The 17,839-nt window shown below is 69.7% G+C and carries 19 protein-coding genes; 11 read left to right on the top strand and 8 right to left on the bottom strand.

Annotated features, from left to right (window positions below):
* Positions 1–95 precede the first annotated feature (95 nt).
* Genes BLT23_RS17735 through BLT23_RS17725 form a run of 3 tightly spaced genes read left to right on the top strand, consistent with a single transcriptional unit; the run spans position 96 to position 4,406 of the window.
* On the top strand, positions 96–2,900 hold the full coding sequence (locus BLT23_RS17735) for an AfsR/SARP family transcriptional regulator (RefSeq protein WP_176946800.1): 2,805 nt from the start codon (positions 96–98) through the stop codon (positions 2,898–2,900).
* A 9-nt stretch (positions 2,901–2,909) separates the two neighbouring features.
* Positions 2,910–3,677, top strand: coding sequence for an alpha/beta fold hydrolase (locus tag BLT23_RS17730; RefSeq protein ID WP_090050764.1), 768 nt, complete (start codon positions 2,910–2,912; stop codon positions 3,675–3,677).
* 48 nt (positions 3,678–3,725) lie between these two features.
* A complete protein-coding gene (locus BLT23_RS17725; protein WP_176946799.1) occupies positions 3,726–4,406 on the top strand; it encodes a hypothetical protein in 681 nt (226 codons plus the stop codon).
* On the opposite strand, the gene BLT23_RS17720 is transcribed toward BLT23_RS17725, so the two are convergent.
* Complete coding sequence (locus tag BLT23_RS17720; RefSeq protein ID WP_090051192.1) at positions 4,303–5,046, bottom strand: lysophospholipid acyltransferase family protein; 744 nt, start codon at positions 5,044–5,046, stop codon at positions 4,303–4,305. The genes BLT23_RS17725 and BLT23_RS17720 overlap by 104 nt on opposite strands.
* A gap of 147 nt (positions 5,047–5,193) precedes the next feature.
* Here BLT23_RS17720 and BLT23_RS17715 point away from each other — a divergent pair, with 147 nt between their 5' ends.
* Positions 5,194–7,587 (top strand): DNA translocase FtsK, encoded by a 2,394-nt coding sequence (locus BLT23_RS17715; protein ID WP_090050762.1) that lies wholly within the window; start codon positions 5,194–5,196, stop codon positions 7,585–7,587.
* 69 nt (positions 7,588–7,656) lie between these two features.
* On the opposite strand, the gene BLT23_RS17710 is transcribed toward BLT23_RS17715, so the two are convergent.
* The 7 genes from BLT23_RS17710 to BLT23_RS17685 form a co-directional block, all read right to left on the bottom strand.
* A complete protein-coding gene (locus tag BLT23_RS17710; RefSeq protein WP_090050759.1) occupies positions 7,657–8,124 on the bottom strand; it encodes a phospholipase in 468 nt (155 codons plus the stop codon).
* A gap of 83 nt (positions 8,125–8,207) precedes the next feature.
* Positions 8,208–8,861, bottom strand: coding sequence for a nitroreductase family protein (locus BLT23_RS17705; RefSeq protein ID WP_143035965.1), 654 nt, complete (start codon positions 8,859–8,861; stop codon positions 8,208–8,210).
* A 5-nt stretch (positions 8,862–8,866) separates the two neighbouring features.
* Positions 8,867–10,024 carry a YcaO-like family protein gene (locus BLT23_RS17700; RefSeq protein ID WP_176946798.1) on the bottom strand — a complete coding sequence of 386 codons (1,158 nt, stop codon included), beginning with the start codon at positions 10,022–10,024 and terminating at the stop codon, positions 8,867–8,869.
* Complete coding sequence (locus BLT23_RS40780) at positions 10,021–10,440, bottom strand: hypothetical protein (protein ID WP_176946797.1); 420 nt, start codon at positions 10,438–10,440, stop codon at positions 10,021–10,023. The genes BLT23_RS17700 and BLT23_RS40780 overlap by 4 nt, the downstream gene beginning before the upstream one ends.
* Positions 10,441–10,534: 94 nt before the next feature.
* Positions 10,535–11,326, bottom strand: coding sequence for a hypothetical protein (locus BLT23_RS17695; RefSeq protein WP_090050752.1), 792 nt, complete (start codon positions 11,324–11,326; stop codon positions 10,535–10,537).
* Positions 11,310–12,161 (bottom strand): MerR family transcriptional regulator, encoded by an 852-nt coding sequence (locus BLT23_RS17690; protein WP_245744015.1) that lies wholly within the window; start codon positions 12,159–12,161, stop codon positions 11,310–11,312. Before BLT23_RS17690 ends, BLT23_RS17695 begins: the two co-directional genes overlap by 17 nt.
* A gap of 63 nt (positions 12,162–12,224) precedes the next feature.
* Positions 12,225–12,725: an amino-acid N-acetyltransferase gene (locus BLT23_RS17685; protein ID WP_245744014.1), complete on the bottom strand. Its 501-nt coding sequence runs from the start codon at positions 12,723–12,725 to the stop codon at positions 12,225–12,227.
* Positions 12,726–12,854: 129 nt separating this feature from the next.
* Here BLT23_RS17685 and BLT23_RS42265 point away from each other — a divergent pair, with 129 nt between their 5' ends.
* The 7 genes from BLT23_RS42265 to BLT23_RS17655 all read left to right on the top strand — a co-directional run bounded on the left by BLT23_RS42265 (position 12,855) and on the right by BLT23_RS17655 (position 17,614).
* Positions 12,855–13,190: an AAA family ATPase gene (locus tag BLT23_RS42265; RefSeq protein WP_425434390.1), complete on the top strand. Its 336-nt coding sequence runs from the start codon at positions 12,855–12,857 to the stop codon at positions 13,188–13,190.
* Positions 13,082–14,065 carry an AAA family ATPase gene (locus BLT23_RS17680; protein ID WP_281248855.1) on the top strand — a complete coding sequence of 328 codons (984 nt, stop codon included), beginning with the start codon at positions 13,082–13,084 and terminating at the stop codon, positions 14,063–14,065. Before BLT23_RS42265 ends, BLT23_RS17680 begins: the two co-directional genes overlap by 109 nt.
* Positions 14,066–14,089: 24 nt before the next feature.
* The gene (locus BLT23_RS17675; RefSeq protein WP_090050744.1) at positions 14,090–14,596 is read left to right on the top strand and encodes an RloB family protein; all 507 of its coding nucleotides are present in this window, start codon (positions 14,090–14,092) and stop codon (positions 14,594–14,596) included.
* A gap of 38 nt (positions 14,597–14,634) precedes the next feature.
* Positions 14,635–16,038 (top strand): 30S ribosomal protein S12 methylthiotransferase RimO, encoded by a 1,404-nt coding sequence (gene rimO, locus BLT23_RS17670; protein WP_176946796.1) that lies wholly within the window; start codon positions 14,635–14,637, stop codon positions 16,036–16,038.
* Positions 16,035–16,613 carry a CDP-diacylglycerol--glycerol-3-phosphate 3-phosphatidyltransferase gene (pgsA, locus tag BLT23_RS17665; protein ID WP_090050742.1) on the top strand — a complete coding sequence of 193 codons (579 nt, stop codon included), beginning with the start codon at positions 16,035–16,037 and terminating at the stop codon, positions 16,611–16,613. Before rimO ends, pgsA begins: the two co-directional genes overlap by 4 nt.
* Positions 16,610–17,086, top strand: coding sequence for a CinA family protein (locus tag BLT23_RS17660; RefSeq protein WP_090050737.1), 477 nt, complete (start codon positions 16,610–16,612; stop codon positions 17,084–17,086). The genes pgsA and BLT23_RS17660 overlap by 4 nt, the downstream gene beginning before the upstream one ends.
* 105 nt (positions 17,087–17,191) lie before the next feature.
* Positions 17,192–17,614, top strand: a complete 423-nt coding sequence (locus BLT23_RS17655) for a helix-turn-helix domain-containing protein (protein WP_090050735.1) — start codon at positions 17,192–17,194, stop codon at positions 17,612–17,614.
* The last annotated feature ends 225 nt before the right edge of the window (positions 17,615–17,839 follow it).

Raw genomic sequence — 17,839 nt, 5'->3', positions numbered from 1 at the left:
CTCATTTCGGCCCAATCCACCTGAGTGAAGTGTGGAGAAACCCTCTGTACGGGTTCTGGATGGTCTCTGGACGATCGCTGACGATAGGTTGCGGGGTGGCTGCGGACAGCGACGAAGTGGGACGAGTGGTGCGGAACGAGGTGCGCGTCAGTCTGCTGGGCGCGCTCGCGGCGACGCTCGACGGTCGGGAGCTCACGCTCGGACCGCCGCGGCAGAGGGCTGTGCTGGCGGTGCTGGCGCTGCGCGCCAACCACGTGGTGTCCCGCAGCGAGCTGATCGACGCGGTCTGGGGTGACGAGCCGCCCGCGAGCGCGGACAACGGCATCCACACCTACGTCGCCGGGTTGCGGCGGCTCTTCGAACCGGGACGGGCCTCGCGGGCACCCAGCTCCGTCCTGCTGTCCACGGACGCCGGGTACCTGCTGCGGCTCCCGCCCGGCAGCACCGACGCCGCCCTGTTCCGCACCTACCTGGACGAGGCGGCACGGCTGCGCGACGAACCGGCGGCGGCCATTGCCGCGTTCGACCTCGCGCTGGGGCTGTGGCGGGGTGTCGCGCTGGACGGCGTGCCGGGCCCGTTCGCCGCCGTCGAGCGGGCACGTCTGGACGAGCTGCGTCTCACGGCCGTGGAGCAACGCGCCGCGCTGATGCTGTCCGTCGGGCGTGAGGCGGAGGTCGCGGCCGAGCTCACGACGCTGGTCACCGAGCATCCGCTGCGTGAAAGGCTGCATGGGTTGTTGATGTCCGCGTTGTACAGCGGGGGAAGACAGGCCGAGGCTCTCGCCGTCTTCACCGACCTGCGCCGGCTGCTGGTCGAGGAGCTCGGCATCGAGCCGGGCCCCGAGCTGCGCCGCATCCACGAACAGCTCCTCGCCGGACGGCACGACCCGCACCTGGCGCCCGCCACGCCCGCGCTCGTGCCGGTGCAGCTGCCGCACGAGGTCCGCGACTTCACCGGGCGGGAGAAGGAGCTCGCGAAGCTCGCCGAGCTCGTCCCGCACGACCACGCGCCGACGCTCGTCGCGATCACCGGCACGGGTGGCGTCGGCAAGACCGCCCTCGCGGTGAGGTTCGCGCACCAGATGGCGTCCCGCTTCCCCGACGGGCAGCTGCACGTGGACCTGCGGGGGTTCGACGCCTCCGCGCCGCCCGTGCGCGCCGCCGCCGCGTTGCAACAGCTGCTGCAAAGCGTCGGCGTGCCGGCCGAACGCGTCCCGGACGACCTGTCGGCCAAGGCAGCGCTGTACCGGAGCGTCCTCGCGAACAAGCGCGTGCTGATCCTGCTCGACAACGCGCGGCTGGCCGACCAGGTCCGCCCGCTGCTGCCCGGACGGTCGTCGTCGATGGTCCTGGTCACCTCCCGCAACCACCTGGGCGGGCTGGTCGCACGGGACGGCGCTCACTCGATGACGTTGTCGACGCTCACCCGCGACGAGGGCCTGGCGCTGCTCGCGTCCTCGGTGGGGCCCGGCCGCGTCGCCGCCGAACCCGCCGCCGCGGCCAAGCTCGTCGAACTGTGCGGGCACCTGCCGCTGGCCGTGCGGATCGTGGCCGAACGCGTCGTCACGCGCCCGCACCTCACGCTCGCGGACCTGGCGGGCGACCTCGCGAACGAGCGCGACCGGCTGGACCTGCTGGCGACGGGCGACGACGAGGACACGGCCGTGCGCGCCGCGTTCTCCTGGTCGTACCTGGCGCTCAAGCCCGACGCGGCACGGGTGTTCCGCCTCATCGGCCTGCACCCCGGCGCCGAGGTCAGCCTGGCCGCCGTGGCGGCGCTGGCGGGCGTGACCCCGTCGCGGGCGCGCGCGTTGCTGGACGTGCTGACCGGCGGCCACATGATCGAGGAGGTCGCGCGCGGCCGGTTCCGCCTGCACGACCTGCTCCGCCTGTACGCGACGGAGCTGGCCGCCACCGAGGAGTCCGCCGAGGCCCGCGCCGAGGCCGTGCACCGCCTGCTCGACTGGTACCGCGGCACCGCGAACGCGGCGGGGGCGGTCCTCTCGCCGCCGGACCACCCGGCGTTCCTGCTGCCACCACTGTCCACACAGGACTTCGACTCGCACGACGAGGCGTTCACCTGGTGCCGCACCGAGCTGCCCAACCTGCTCGCCGCGGCACGGCTGGCCGAGGACGAGCGCTCCCCCGCGGCCTGGCAGATCCCGATCGCGCTGTGGAACTACTTCATCGTGTCCAGCGCCCTGGACGAGTGGACGCGCGGCTACCGCGTCGCCGAACGCGCCGCGGCGGCGGACGGCGACCAGGCCGCCCGCTCCTGGGCGATCCACGGGCAGGGCCTGGCGGCCTGCCGCGGTCAGCGCTTCGCCGACGCCCTGGAGCTCTTCGACCGAGCCCTGGAGATCCGCCGCGACATCGACGACCGCGAGGGCGCCGCGTGGAGCCTGACCGGCCTGGGCATGGCCTACGGCGGCCTGCGCCAGTTCGACCTGGCCGTCGAGCGGTTCCGCGAGGCTCTCGAACGCCACGCGGAGGTCGGGTCGTGGTTCGGCGAGGGCGGCACCCGGCTGTTCCTGAGCGACATCCTGCGGCTGGCCGGCAGGTACGAGGACTCGCTCGCGTCGGCGCGGACGGCGTTCGACGTGCTCGACTCGCACGACGCGGTGCACGGCAAGGCGATGGCGTTGGTCAGCATCGGCTGGGCGCGGCTGAAACTGGGGCAGCGCGCGGAGTCCCGCGACTCGTTCCGGCGCGCGGTGGACCTCCTGCGCGTGGTCGGTGACCGCAAGACCCTCGCGGAAGCCTTGCACGGCCTGGGGGAGGCGAGCGCGGAACAGGTGGAGGTCGCGCGCACGCACCTGCTGGAGGCGTTGACGATCTACGAGGACTACGACCACCCGCTTGCCCCCGAAGTGCGTACGAGGCTGCACGAGTTGGCATAGAAAGACTTCGTGCACTTCGAAGAAATCGGCGCGGGCACGCCTGTGCTCGCCATCCACGGCTGGACCCCTGACCACCGCCTGATGCTCGGGTGCCTGGAACCGCTCTTCGCGGCCAGGCCGGGCTACCGGCGTCTCTACCCCGACCTGCCGGCGATGGGGAAGTCGCCTGCGAACGACGTGCGGTCGACCGACGACGTGCTGGCCGCCGTCGAGGAGTTCGTCGACACGCACATCGACGGGCCGTTCCTCGTGATCGGTGAGTCCTACGGCGGCTATCTCGCCCGCGCACTGGCGCACCGGCGTCCTGACCAGGTGCGAGGGCTGGCGTTGATCTGCCCGACCGGTACGGCGGTGTGGCCTGCCGACCGCACGGTGCCGTCGTTGGAGGTGCGGCGGTCGGACGGCGCGGAGCTCGACCCCGAAGTGGCTGTGCACTTCGACGGCATGGCCGTGGTGCGGACGGAGGAGACGGCGCGGCGCTTCGCGGAGGAGATCCTGCCGGGCCTGGAGCTCGCGGACCGAGCGGCGATGACGCGCATCCAGGGCAGCTGGGAGCTGTCCGAGGGGCCGGAGCTGGGGATCTACCGCAGGCCCGCGCTGTTCCTGACCGGCAGGCAGGACAACATCACGGGCTACGAGGACGTGTACGCGTTGCTGCCGCATTACCCGTACGCGTCGTTCGCCGTGCTCGACACCGCCGGGCACAACCTGCAGATCGAGCAGCCGGGGCTGTTCGACGCGCTCATGGGGGAGTGGCTGGACCGGGTCGCTCAGTAGGGGACATCCCGGATGTGCGCGCGCTGATATGTAGGCAAGCTACATGTCATGCAGAAGCGAGCGCGGACCCTGTTGGTGTGGCTGCACGTCGTCACGTCCGTCGGCTGGCTCAGCCAGGCCGTGGCGTTGCTGGCCCTGTTGCTGTACGGCCTGGAGACCGGTGACGTCAGTGCCTTCCGGATGGCGCGGGTGCTCGACCACCACGTGCTCGCGTTCATGGGCGCGGCCAGCGCGTTCAGCGGGATGATGCTCAGCGCGACGACGCCGTGGGGCTACTTCCGGCACTGGTGGGTGCTCACGAAGTTCGCGATCACGGTCGCACAGCTCTACATCGGCATCTTCATCCTGAGCGACCGGCTGGAGGCGGCCTCGCACGGGCACGTCACGCCGTGGATGCCGATCGGCACCACGCTGATGATCAGCGGGTTCGCGTTCCAGACGTGGCTCAGCGTCGCGAAGCCGTGGGGGCGCACGCCGTGGGCGGACCCGAAGGTCAAGCTGCCCACGGCGGGCACCGGGATGTTCGTGCTGGCGCTGGTGGTTCCGGTGGCCGACCTGGTGATCGGCCTCCGCACCGGGAGCCCCGCGCCGTTCCTGATGCTGGTGACCGTGATGGCCTACTCGGTCACGCGGGCCGCCAGGGGGAGGTCCCGGTCGTCGGGCGCGTCGGGTCGTGGAAGCGCGGCAGGTCCGGCTCGTCGAGACGCAGTGGCACGAGGCCCTCGGTGATCGCGAGCATGATGCGTTCGTGCGCCCGGCGGGCGTCGCCCATCGTCTCCGCCTTCAGGTCGCCGAGGTCCACCGGCTTGCCGAAGTGGACCTTGAACGTCGGCCGCCTGCGGATCGCCCGCAGCCAGGACGTCAGGTACGGCAGGAGGTCCCTCCACCCGCCGACGCTGAGGTTGCCCCAGTAGACGCCCTCGTGCGCCCCCCACTGGCTGATCGGGATGACCGGAATGCCGCCGCCGAGAGCCATCCGTGCGACACCGGTCTTGCCGCGCTCGGGCCACATGCCGGGGTCGAGCGTGATCTTGCCCTCGGGGTAGACGGCGATCGGGTCGCCGCCCTCGCGCAGCGCCTCGACGGCCCGGTGCATCGCCTCGCCCGCGTTCGCGGACCGCCGGTCGACGCGCAGGTGGCCGCTCGCCTTGAGGATCGGGCCCGCGACCGGTGCGTCGAGCAGGCCGCCCGCGAGCATGAAGCGCGGGTTGACGCCCATCTTGCGGCACGCCGCGATGAGCACCATCGGGTCGATGTTGCCGATGTGGTTGGACGCCAGCAGCAACGGCTTGCCGAGGAGTTCCTTCGGGATGTCTCCCGACACCTCGAGCTTGCCGGTCAGCGCGACGAAGCCACGGTCGATCGCCATGAGCACGCGCCAGATGAGCGGTGTGGACACGCGCGCAGCGTACGGCGTGTCGTGAGGACATCGGACACGATCCGGTGAACCATGAGCTTTCGCACGCGTCCCAGTTGCAAACGGGGCTGCTGGGGCGCAAGGGACTACCTTAGAGACATGGCCGGGCGTACAGGGACTTCGAGAAAGACCACGTCACGCGGCAAAGCACCAGCAAAGCCGCGTACGCGATCCACCGCGTCCAAAAAGCCCGCCCCGCGCAGGAGCGGTGGTGGCGCCATCAGCGCCGTGTGGGGCGCTCTGGGACGTGGTGTGGGCAGCGTGGTCCGTGCGATCACCGGCACCAAGGGACTCGAACCCGAACACCGCCGGGACGGCATCGGCCTGTTCCTGATCGCGCTCTCCATGATCACCGGCGCCGGTGTGTGGTGGCAGGCGGGCGGCCCGGTCGGCCAGTGGGTCGACGTCGCCGTGCGCAGCTCCGTCGGCTTTCCCGCCGTGATCGTCCCGGTCGTGCTGTTCGGCATCGGCGTGACGCTGATGTGCACGGACTCCAAGCCGGAGGAGCGGTTCCGGCTCGTCGTCGGCGGTGTGCTGATCAGCATCGGCGTGCTGGGCATGTTCCACCTCATCGGCGGTCTGCCGGCGGACCCGCTCGCCCGGCGCGACGCGGGTGGCGCGCTCGGCTACCTCGCCGGTGGCTTCCTCGCGCAGGGCCTCACCCCGTGGGTCGCGGGCCCGCTGCTCGTGATGATCTTCGTCTTCGGTCTGCTGTGCGTGCTGCACTGGCCCGTTCGCGAGGTGCCGCAACGACTTCGCGCCCTCGTGCACCGCGAGCCCTCCGAGCCGCCGGTGGACGTGGAGGAGGAGCCGGAGCGGGAACCGAAGCCGCCCCGCCTGCGCCGCCCGTCGCGCCGCCGCCAGGCCGCGGAGACCGTCTCGGAGGAACCGGAGCTCCCGCTGGAGGAGCCCGAACCCGAGCCGGAGCCCGCGCCGAGACCGGTGCCCGCGCCGAAGGGGAAGAAGGCCGCCGCGGCGGCCCCGGCGATGGCCGTGCGCGCCGTCGAGGGCGACTACCAGCTGCCGCCGCCGGAGATCCTCAAGGACGGCGACGCGCCGAAGGCCCGCAGCAAGGCCAACGACCAGATGATCGAGGCCATCACCGGCGTGCTGGACCAGTTCTCGATCGACGCCCAGGTCACCGGCTTCACCCGCGGCCCGACGGTCACGCGCTACGAGGTCGAGCTCGGCCCCGGCGTGAAGGTCGAGAAGATCACCGCGCTGACCAAGAACATCGCCTACGCCGTCGCGACGGACAACGTCCGCCTGCTCGCCCCGATCCCCGGCAAGTCAGCGGTGGGCATCGAGGTCCCCAACAGCGACCGCGAGATGGTGCGCCTGGGCGACGTGCTGCGCTCGCCGTCCACGCTCGAGGACACGCACCCGATGGTGGTGGGCCTGGGCAAGGACATCGAGGGCCACATGGTCACCGCGAACCTGACGAAGATGCCGCACCTGCTCGTCGCGGGTTCCACGGGGTCCGGCAAGTCGTCGTTCGTGAACTCGATGCTGGTGTCGCTGCTCGCCCGCGCGACGCCGGACGAGGTCAGGATGATCCTGATCGACCCGAAGATGGTCGAGCTGACGCCGTACGAGGGCATCCCGCACCTGATCACGCCGATCATCACGCAACCGAAGAAGGCGGCGGCGGCGCTCGCGTGGCTCGTCGAGGAGATGGAGCAGCGCTACCAGGACATGCAGGTCAACCGGGTGCGCCACATCGACGACTTCAACCGCAAGGTGAAGTCCGGCGAGATCACCGCCCCGCCCGGCTCGGAGCGCGAGTACCGCCCGTACCCGTACATCATGGCGATCGTCGACGAGCTGGCCGACCTGATGATGACCGCGCCGCGCGACGTGGAGGACGCGATCGTCCGCATCACGCAGAAGGCGCGTGCCGCGGGCATCCACCTCGTCCTCGCGACCCAGCGCCCGTCCGTCGACGTCGTCACCGGCCTGATCAAGACGAACGTCCCGTCCCGCCTGGCGTTCGCGACGTCGTCGCTGACCGACTCGCGGGTCATCCTCGACCAGCCGGGCGCCGAGAAGCTGATCGGCATGGGCGACGGCCTCTACCTGCCGATGGGCGCCTCGAAGCCGGTGCGCATCCAGGGCGCGTTCGTCGGCGACGAGGAGATCTCCCAGATCGTCGACTTCACCAAGAACCAGGCGCAGCCCGAGTACACCGACGGCGTCACGGCGCAGAAGGCGGGCGACAAGAAGGAGATCGACGCCGACATCGGCGACGACCTGGAGCTGCTGGTGCAGGCGACCGAGCTGATCGTGACGTCGCAGTTCGGCTCGACGTCGATGCTGCAGCGCAAGCTCCGCGTCGGCTTCGCCAAGGCGGGCCGCCTGATGGACCTGCTGGAGACGCGCGGCGTCGTCGGCCCGTCCGAGGGCTCGAAGGCGCGCGAGGTGCTGATCAAGCCGGACGAGCTGGACTCGGTGATCCACCTGATGCGTGGCGGCGGTCCGGACGGCGACGAGTAGCGGCACCACCGGGTCTCTGGCCGTGAAGCCCTCCCTGGCTGCTTCACGGCCGGAAACCCGTCCCGCCGGTTACTTCAGGCCGGCCTGCTGCATGATCTTCGCCGTCGACGCACCGCTGCCGCCGAACTGGCGCACCGCCGCGTAGTACACGTCCGCGGTCCGCTTGCACGCCCAGTTGCTACCGCACTGGTTGTACATGTCGGCCTTGAAGTTGTTGTCGATGCGCAGCCGGTTGGCCTCGGTGAAGCGCGACTGCCGCTTGTAGTTGCGGTAGCCGAAGTCGTGCCGGTGGCAGGTCGGCAGGAAGGTGAAGCCGAACGGGTTGTCCGGCGAGGACGAGCAGCCGTCGGACGACCAGTCGAGCTGGCCCGCGTACGGCTGCTGCGCGCGCAGTGTTGTGAACTGGCTGAGGGACTTCGAGTAGAGGTAGTCGTCGGTGACCGCGACGACGTCCACGGCGGACGCCGGGGCAACGGTGAAGAGCAGGGACAGGGTGGCGGCGGCACCGACGAACGCCGAACGCAGGGTCTTCGACATGGCGAGCTCCCTCGGATGTGAGCAGGGTCTCGCCCAGTTGTAGCGGTGATCGACTGAGCCCGGTAGACACGATCGGCTGAACGTCAGGTGACAGCGTGCCCGCACGCGATCGCCGTCGCCACGCGCAGTCCCGCCGGCAGGCCGAGCGCGCGCAGCATCTCGTTGTCCGCCACCCCGCCGAGGAGGTGGCCGCCCAGCCGTTGTTCCGCGAGCCGGAGGCAGATGGTCTGGGCCGCCGCGCCCGCCTCGACGAGGCCGAACCGGCCCGCTCGTTCGCCGTACTTCTCGAACAGCTCGGCGTCCGCCAGCACCAGCACGATCGTCAGTGGTGGCGCGGAAGGCGTTCCGAGGATCTCGGCGAGGTTGTCCGGGGCGGGACCGATGTCCTGCAAGGCGTGGCGGTGGAAGTCGTAGCGGACCGCGCGTCCGCCGACGAACGCGTAGCAGCGCAACGACTGCAACCCGCCCGCCGACGGGCAGCTGTTGTCCAGCAGAGCACCCAGGACCGTGCCGAGTTGCTTGTCCGTCAACGGTTTCGCGGTGAACTCGCGGATGCTCCTCCGCGCCCGGAAGAGCTTCTGCAACCGGTCTTGCGGCCTGGGCAGGGGAACGGGCGGTGAGGGCAGCTCCAGCGGGTCGATCACCGTGGGCTGTGGCCGGAAGTCGCGCAGCCGCTCGCCGAGCCTGCGCTGGTGCAGCGGGGAGAACCGGCTGGCGGCCCAGAATTCCTCGAACATCGGTGTCACCCCAGCGGATGCGGTGCGGGATTCGGGAACACGCCCGGGGTGGCGTGCGGGTAGCGCCAGCCGAGCTCGCGGGCCCGTCCGCCGAGGTGCGGCCAGCGGTGGTCGGCGTGCAGCGGCGCGAGGTCGGGGGACAGCACGCGCACGCAGTGCAGCCCGACGGCCGAGAGTTCCGGCGTGGTGAGTTCGCGGTAGGCGAGACGGATACCGGCGTCGTCCAGCGAGTGCACCAGCTCCGTCAGTTCGGTAGCGGCGGTGCCCACGGCCGCCGCGTCCGGCGGTGGCGGGGCTTCCGGACCTGTGAACCACGGCAGCGCGTCCCACTTCGCCGGGTTCGTCGCGTAGTACACGGCGTGCTGGTCGAAGTCGGTGGGCTCTTCGACGGGCGTGTCCCCGTTGCGCGCCAACCACACCTCGATGAACACGGTGCCCTGCACCCACTCCTCGTACGCCTTCCGCACCGCTTCTTCCACCGTGGCGCGGCAGGCGAGCCCGAGCGTGGGACGCGGCTTGCCGGCGACCGGCAGCGAACCCGCCACCGAGACCACCGGGTGCGGGCTGTACGCGGGGGTGAGGTCGAACGCCTGCACACCGTGTGGCAGGTCCGTCGTGAACCGCGGCGGTGCGATGGAGTGCAGCCACGTCGTCGTGAACGCGTCACGTTCGACCAGTTCCTGCACGGCCCTGAGCAGGGCACTCGTCGTCGACGGACCCGCCGCGAGACCGGACGACGTCGCCGGGAGGCCGTACGAGGCGTCCAACGCCACCAGCCCGGCTGGCACGCGGATCGGTTCGTTGCCGGGCAACGTCCACGCCCGCGTGTACCGGGTGTCGACGTATCCCTTGCGGTAGCGGTAGTTCGGCGCCACGCGCTGCTCGACCGTGTGAAGGCTGAAGTGGTCCAACGGCCAGCACTCGCCCTCGGTGACGACCTCCAGCGGTGCTCGCGCGGCGGCGTGGCGTTCCAGCGCCTCGGCGATCGCCGCGATCCGCGACGTGCCACCGGAGGTGCCGCCGGTCGCGAACGGCTCCGGCACCGCCGCCCAGCCCTCCAGGTCCACATCGGACAGGCTGTGCGGCACGGGGTGCAGCTGGGACACCACGCCCTGACGCCACCCGACCGCGCGCTCGGCGAGCGCCTCCGCGACGGTCCTCACCGCTTGGCCCGGTAGTGGTGGAAGAGCGCGTAGCCGAACCCGAGCGCCCCGCAGAGGTAGAGGCCGACGCCGACCCAGATCGCCGCGTCCCCCAGCCCGCTCGTCCCGGCCAGGAGGGCCACCAGCGGCAGCGCCACGAACGGCTCCAGGCACCACAGCGCGATCCAGCCGAGCAGCCGGGCCAGGCTCGCCCACGGCTTCGGCGACCGGGCCAGAAACCCGGACGCGACGGCCCACCCCAGTGCCGCGACGATGCCACCGAGCCACCAGCCCCAGTGCGGGTCGGCCGACGTGGCGCCGACGATGAACGGCGACGCGAAGACCAGCAAGGGCAGGAGCGCGGACGGCAGCACGAGCAGGCTGCGGCGCCGCGGCAGGTCTTTGGTGTCCTGGTGCAATGCGGCCGGGATCTGCACAGCCGCACCGACCGAGGAAATCGCGCAGCAGCAACAACAACAGCAACAGGTGGGCGTCGCGGCGTTGGAGGCGACCGCACCGGGTGAGAACTGGTCAGGTAACCGTACTGCCGTCGCGTTCATGGTCTCCCCAGGGAAGTGTCACGCGCCCGACCTCGACCGTCGGGCAGATTTCGCAGCCGGCTGCCGGAAGAACGCTCTCGCGGGTCGTGGTGAACTCGTCGAGGTTGACGGTCACGACCGTGTCGAGCAGCGCCAGGGAGCCCGCGCGGATGTTCTGAACCGCTTGCAGTGCAAGAGAAATCGGGAACTCGTGACGCAGCACCGCCGGACGCGGGGGAGGAGGCGGATCTCCCCACCGCCGTCCCGCCCGCACCGCGAGACACGCCAGGCACGCGCCGGAACCGGGCACGACGAACGGCCCGATCGCGGCGGTGTGGTGGTAGGCGAGGTCCAGCAGCAGGTGCGGGACCTCGGTGGACCGCGCCACCTCGACCAGGTCGAGCAGCGTCCCGGTCGTCCGCACGACGAGCAGCAGGTCCGGCTCCTCGTCGTGCGGCAACCGCTCCACCGGCCCGGCGGGCGCCTCCCCGACGACGAGCGTGCCGACCTTCATCGGCACCCCGTCGCCGGAGGGCAGCCCCGCCGGGCGGAGAGCGCCCAGGGTCCTCAGCTGGGCCACGTGCCGGCGCACCGGTTCCCCCAACCGGCTTTCGTCGACCGTCCGAACCACCCCCGTCAGCACCGGTTCGAACAGTCCCGCCAGCGCCACGGCCACCGTCCCGGGCAGGTCGGGCATCAGGTACGCGAGATCCGCCCCCGCGTACACGACGAGTCCTTCGTCCCGCAGCTGGGCGCGCCAGGCGGGATCAGCGACCAGGCTCATCCTCGTCCCCCCTCCGGAGGAAGCTCTCGATCTCCTGCTCGCTCGGCAGGTCACCGGCCGGGTCCATCAGGTTCTCGGCGATCGGCGGCAGCGGCTGCTCAGCCCACGCGGGCTGGAAGTCGTCGCTGGGCAGCAACCCGTGCCGCGCGGCGAACTCCTCCGCCGCGTCCCTGATCGACTCGCGCAACGTCCCCACCACAGCGGTCTCCGCCGTGTAGGTCAGCTCCACGAGCAACGCCCGCACGTTCTCCAGCTGGTTCTCGTCCCCGGCCTTGCGCGCCAGCTCGGGCCAGAACCGCTGCTCGAACAACCGCACGAAGTCGGCGGCGATCGCGTCCGTCGCCGTGCGCAGCCGCGTGAAGCTGTCCATGACGTCGTCGCTGGGCACCCGGAGACCGGCGAGCCTGCCGCCCGCCTCGAGTGCCCAGCGGCGCGCGTGCGGCCAGCCGTACTTCCACCGCACAAGACCCAACCGCATGGCCCGGAGGAGGAGTCGCGGTTGGACCTCTCCCATCGGAACGAGGTGCCGGATGTCGCGCACCTTGATCCGAACCCAGTCGTCGGGCCCCTCGGTCTCGCCCATGCCGAGCACCGCGGCGACCGACTCGCCCTTCTCCCGCGCCTGAATCAGCTCCGCGATCGCAGGCAGCGAGAAACCCCTCTGCTGCAACCGCTGCACCAACGTCAACCGCTCGACGTGCGAGGCGTCGTAGTACGCCACGCGCCCCTGCCGTCTCGGCGCGTGCAGCACACCCTTCGTCTGGTACATGCGAATGGTGCTACTGGGCAGGCCGATCCGGGCGGCGAGCTCGTCGATGGTCAGCGATTCGGACACGCCACAGATCCTGGCGAGCCCCAGCTAGTCGAGTCAAGACTCTTCGAGTAATTACTCGAAGAGTTACAGCTCCAGCAGCATCCGGCTGTTGCCGAGCGTGTTCGGCTTCACGTAGCTGAGGTCGAGGAACTCGGCCACGCCCTCGTCGACCGACCGCATGATCTCCTCGTAGACCTCGGGACTCACCGGCGTGCCCTCGATCTCCACGAACCCGTGCTTGCCGAAGAACTTCGTCTCGAACGTCAGCACGAAGATCCGCGCGAGCTGCAACTCCTTGGCCGTCGCGATGAGCTGCGCCACGATCCGATGCCCCACCCCGCGCCCGACCGCCATCGGCGACACCGCCACGGACCGGATCTCGGCCAGGTCCTCCCACATCACGTGCAGGGCGCCACACCCGAGCAGCTCGCCGTCCGCCTCGGCCACCCAGAACTCCTGGACGGCCTCGTACAGCGTGACCAGGGGTTTGGCCAGCAGCACCTTGCCCGCGTACCCGTCGATCAACGCCTTCATGGCGCGCACGTCACTGGTGCGGGCGCGCCGCACGACTACCCCACTGGTCACAAGCGTCAAGTATGCGGTGGTCCCGGAAGGTGTCCCACGGCAGTGTGGTCTGAGCATGAACCCGTCTGTTGATGCCATCAGAGGGCGATCCGTGCGGTTTAATCGCACAGATCGCCCTCTGGCTGGTGAATGGAGGTATTCGGGATGCTCCGCAGCTTCCGTCTGGGGAACCACCGGTCCTTCCTCGACGAGCACGAGTTGTTGCTCATGCCGGCCTACTCGAAGGACCGGCTGGCCTTGCCGGTGACGGCGATCTACGGAGCCAACGCCTCGGGCAAGTCGAACCTGTTGGACGGCCTGCGGTTCATGGCCGAGGCCGTTCGTGACTCGTTCGGGGTGTGGAAGCCGGGTGCGGGGTGCCTCGTCACCCGTTCAAGCTCGACCAGGAGGCGCGTCGCCGGTCCTCGGTGTTCGTCGCCGAGATCGTGCTTGAAGGCGTCCGACACACCTATGGGTTCGAGATAGACGACTCGGTCGTTGTCGAGGAGTGGCTCTACAGCTATCCGGAGAAGCGCAAGCGAGTGCTGTTCGAGCGCGCGGGGAGCAAGTTCAAGTTCGGCACGAAGATCGAGCGCAGGAATTTTTGGGACGACGCCGTTTCTCTCGTTCATCCGGAAGCTCTTTTCCTCAGTTTTGCCGGACGCTCGACTGTTGAACCCTTCCGCTCGGTGTACGACTGGTTCGCGTCCGACCTCGTTTTCCGGATGGAAGCAGGATCACTGGTGGACGAAGCCGCGATCGTGGATTTTCTGCACGGTGATCCGCGAGTGCGCGACGAGATCGTCTCGCTTGCGCGTGTGGCCGACTTCGGAATCTCCGACGTGGTCACCGTCGAGGAAGGTCTGCAACCGGACGTCGAGGTGCGCGTGGAGCTTCGCCACGGTTCCAGTGACGAGCGCTTCGATCTCTCCGACGAGTCCGCGGGGACGCGCTCCTGGCTGGGGCTGCTGCCCGCGGTGGTCAAGACCCTGCGAGACGGTGGCACCCTCGTGGTCGACGAACTCGACGCGAGCCTGCACCCGTTGCTGGCCACACGCCTCGTCGCGTTGTTCCACGATCCGGCCACGAACACCGAAGGGGCCCAGCTGATCTTCACGACGCACGACGCGACGTTGCTGCACCCTCCCTACGTGGACGGGGTGCTCGACCGGGACGAGATCTGGTTCGTGGAGAAGGATGTTCGCACGGGTGCGAGCACCATTTATCCGCTCACCGATTTCAAGCCGCGTAACGAGGAAAACCTGGAACGCCGCTATCTCGCCGGCCGATATGGTGCTGTCCCGAATCTCTTCGAGGAGGACTTCGCCTCGGCGATCCGAGGTGTCAACGAGTCCGCGTGAGAACTCAAGTGGACGGCGCTCGCGATGGCGGCCGGATCGCCCGGGGCGCATCCTCGTCGTCTGCGGCGGTCAGCGAACCGAGCCGGACTACTTCTCCGGCCTGCGGCGGGCGCGCCGTGTCCGGATCGAGGTCAAGCACAAACCGATTCGCCGCTGAACCTGGTCGGTTACGCCAAGAGGATCTTCAACGAAGCCGAGTACGACGCTGTCTGGTGCGTCGTCGATGTCGACCAGTTCGACATCGAACGTGCCAGGACTCGCGCACGGGCCACCTCGGTCGAGTTGGCGGTGTCCGACCCGTGCTTCGAGCTGTGGCTCCTCCTGCACTTCAAAGCTCACAACGCGTTCATCGAGAAGGGCAAGTCGGCCTGCGCCCTGCTGGCCGAGTACGTGCCCGGATATGACAAACGGCTCGACTTCAGCCGGTTCGACGACCGCGTCGAGGCGGCGATCAAGCGCGCGAAGGAGTTGCCGGCGGGCAACCCGTCGACCGACGTGTGGCGCCTCGTCGAGATGCTGTTGAAGCACTAGTACAAGCCCTCGAACCAGGGCCGGTTACGCTGAGCACCGTGTCTTCTCCCACCACTCCGCGACGCGTGTCGCTGCTGACCCTGGGCTGCGCCCGCAACGAGGTCGACTCCGAGGAGCTCGCCGGACGCCTCGGTGAGGGCGGCTGGGAGCTGGTGGACGAGGGCGCCGACGTCGTCGTCGTCAACACGTGCGGCTTCGTCGAGCAGGCGAAGAAGGACTCGGTCGACACGTTGCTGGCCGCCTCCGACACGGGCGCGAAGGTCGTCGCTGTCGGGTGCATGGCCGAGCGGTACGGCAAGGAGCTCGCGGACAGCCTTCCCGAGGCGGCCGCGGTCCTCGGTTTCGACCAGTACAACGACCTCGCCGAGCGCCTTCAGGACGTGCTGCACGGCAAGCCGGTCGAGTCGCACGTGCCGGTGGACCGGCGCACGTTGCTGCCGATCACGCCGGTGAAGCGCCAGGAGGCGAAGAACGACGTGCAGGTGCCCGGCCACGGCTGGGGGCCGACGAAGGTCCAACGCAAGCGGCTGGACGACGCGCCGGTGGCGCCGTTGAAGATCGCGTCCGGGTGTGACCGGCGGTGCAGTTTCTGCGCGATCCCGAGCTTCCGCGGCGCGTTCGTGTCGCGGCACCCGGACGAGGTCGTGGCCGAGGCCATGTGGCTGGCCGAGAACGGCGTCAAGGAGCTGTTCCTCGTCAGCGAGAACTCCACGAGCTACGGCAAGGACCTGCCGCGTGAGCAGGGGGCGCTGGAGCAGCTGCTGCCGCGGCTGGCGAGCATCCCCGGCGTCGAGCGGGTGCGGGTGAGCTACCTGCAGCCGGCCGAGACCAAGCCGAGCCTCGTCGCGGCCATCGCGAAGACCGACAAGGTCGCGAACTACTTCGACATGTCGTTCCAGCACTCCAGCGAGCACGTGCTGCGGCGGATGCGCCGGTTCGGCGACACCGACAGCTTCCTCAAGCTCGTGTGGCAGATCCGTGAGCACGCGCCCGAGGCGGGCATCCGCAGCAACTTCATCGTCGGCTTCCCCGGCGAGACCGAGGAGGACCTGGCCGAGCTGGAGCGGTTCCTCACCGAGGCGCGGCTCGACGCGGTCGGCATCTTCGGCTACTCCGACGAGGACGGCACCGAGGCCGAGGATCTCGACGGCAAGCTCGACGCCGACACGATCGCCGAGCGGGTCCAGCGCATCGGCAACCTGGTCGAGGAGCTGACGAGCCAGCGCGCGGAGGACCGGGTCGGCACCGAGGTCGTCGTGCTCATCGAGCACGAGGAGGACGACGAGAGCGACTGCGTCGGCCGTGCCGAGCACCAGGCGCCCGAGGTCGACGGCGAGTGCATCGTGCTCGACGCCGAGCACCTCAAGCGCGGCGACCTGGTCCGGTGCCGGGTCGTCGACTCGGAGGGCGTCGACCTGGTCTGCGAGGTGCTGGGCACATGACAGAGGCCAGGAAGGTCCCGCTGCTCAACGTCGCCAACGTCCTCACGATGGCGAGGCTGGCACTGGTACCGGTCTTCCTGTTCTCGCTGTTCGAAGCGGGTGGCTTCGACACGACGTGGCGGCTCATCGCGTTCGGCGTCTTCGCGGTCGCGAGCTTCACCGACCACATCGACGGCACTCTCGCCCGCAAGCACGGGCTGATCACCGACTTCGGCAAGATCGCCGACCCGATCGCGGACAAGGCGCTGACCGGGTCCGCGCTGGTGGGCCTGAGCATCCTGGACGTGCTGCCCTGGTGGATCACGATCGTCATCGCCGTCCGTGAGGTCGGCATCACGCTGCTGCGCTTCTGGGTGATCCGCTACGGAGTGATCCCCGCCAGCCGCGGCGGCAAGGCGAAGACGCTGGCCCAGGTCATCGCCATCGGGTTGTTCGTGCTCCCGCAGAACGACGTGCTGGAGCTGCTCGCGTGGGCGATCATGGCGCTGGCGCTCGTGCTCACGGTCGTGACGGGAATCGATTACGTCATCCGGGCGTTCAAGATGAAGGCACGCGCGGGTAGGGCGGTGGCGTGACGAACGTCGTCGAGCTGCTGAAAGAGCGCGGGCAGACCGTCGCCACGGCGGAGTCGCTGACCGCGGGGCTGCTGTGCGCGACGATGGTCGACACACCGGGGGCGAGTGCCGTGGTCCGCGGTGGGTTGATCGTCTACGCCACGGACCTCAAGCACGAGCTCGCGGGCGTGGACCAGCGGTTGCTCGACGAGCACGGGGCCGTGCACCCGGACGTCGCGGTCCAGCTGGCCGAAGGCGCCAGGAAGCGGTGCCGGGCGGACTGGGGGATCGGGCTCACCGGGGTCGCGGGACCCGATCCGCAGGACGGGATCGCTCCCGGAACGGTCCACATCGGCTTGAGCGGGCCTGGAGTGTTCACAGTGCGGACAATCACTGTGAGTGGCGACAGAAAAGCGGTGCGTTTCACGGCCGTGGAAAAAGCGCTGGTCCTGCTGTCGGAATACTTGCTGATCACCCCGGACGGGAACAAATGACGACCCGCCGTTCGTTCGCCCTGGGCGGACGTGTTCGGAAGTCACTGCCCGTTGTCGGTGTCGATCGGTAACGTAGGGACACGGCCGGCCGGAAGGAGGCGCGCGATGACCGTGCTGCTACGCGAGGCGATCGGTGATCGGCTTCGCCATGCCCGCACCAACCAACGCCGCACGCTGCGCGAGGTCTCTCGGACCGCCCGCGTGAGCCTGGGGTACCTGTCCGAGGTGGAGCGCGGCCGCAAGGAGGCGTCCAGCGAGCTCCTCGCGGCCATCTGCGAGGCACTGGAACTGCCGCTGTCCGAGCTGCTGCACCACGTCGCCTCCGACATCGGCGCCGTCCAGCAGACGCCGGACACGGTGCCCGACACCGTCCCGGACGGTCGTCCGGAGCGGGGCAAGCTGGAGGGTGGCCGGGTGCTGCCGTCCACTCTCTCGGACGACCTGTCCGACCTGCGCCTGCAGCCGATGCTGAGCCACCGGCTCACGAGCAAGATCGGCGAGACGCCCAAGGCAGTCGTAGCGGCCTGATCACCATGTCGTCACCGGCCCCGCTCGTCCACGACGAGCGGGGCCGCCTGCGTCCGGGTGGTCTGTGGCCTCCGCCACGTGACCGTGTGCAACAACAACGGGCGTTCGTGCGTTCAACTGACAACGACCGCAGCATGCCGGGCGGAGACAACGGCTTGGCCACAGCACGCTGGGTCACCGCGTCCCAGGGCGCGGGTGCGGGCAGGATTGGGCGCGTCGTCAGAC

It is taken from the genome of Lentzea fradiae (assembly GCF_900100955.1).
Lineage (GTDB): Bacteria > Actinomycetota > Actinomycetes > Mycobacteriales > Pseudonocardiaceae > Lentzea > Lentzea fradiae.
This window is presented reverse-complemented; position numbering and strand designations above follow the sequence as displayed.

Excerpts from the sequence above, each read along its gene's own strand:
- BLT23_RS17725 (WP_176946799.1), top strand. The coding sequence starts at position 3,726 with ATGCAGAAGCGAGCGCGGACCCTGTTGGTGTGGCTGCACGTCGTCACG.
- BLT23_RS17720 (WP_090051192.1), bottom strand. The coding sequence starts at position 5,046 with ATGGCGATCGACCGTGGCTTCGTCGCGCTGACCGGCAAGCTCGAGGTG.
- BLT23_RS17715 (WP_090050762.1), top strand. The coding sequence starts at position 5,194 with ATGGCCGGGCGTACAGGGACTTCGAGAAAGACCACGTCACGCGGCAAA.
- BLT23_RS17710 (WP_090050759.1), bottom strand. The coding sequence starts at position 8,124 with ATGTCGAAGACCCTGCGTTCGGCGTTCGTCGGTGCCGCCGCCACCCTG.
- BLT23_RS17705 (WP_143035965.1), bottom strand. The coding sequence starts at position 8,861 with ATGTTCGAGGAATTCTGGGCCGCCAGCCGGTTCTCCCCGCTGCACCAG.
- BLT23_RS17695 (WP_090050752.1), bottom strand. The coding sequence starts at position 11,326 with ATGAGCCTGGTCGCTGATCCCGCCTGGCGCGCCCAGCTGCGGGACGAA.
- BLT23_RS42265 (WP_425434390.1), top strand. The coding sequence starts at position 12,855 with ATGGAGGTATTCGGGATGCTCCGCAGCTTCCGTCTGGGGAACCACCGG.
- BLT23_RS17675 (WP_090050744.1), top strand. The coding sequence starts at position 14,090 with ATGGCGGCCGGATCGCCCGGGGCGCATCCTCGTCGTCTGCGGCGGTCA.
- pgsA (WP_090050742.1), top strand. The coding sequence starts at position 16,035 with ATGACAGAGGCCAGGAAGGTCCCGCTGCTCAACGTCGCCAACGTCCTC.
- BLT23_RS17655 (WP_090050735.1), top strand. The coding sequence starts at position 17,192 with ATGACCGTGCTGCTACGCGAGGCGATCGGTGATCGGCTTCGCCATGCC.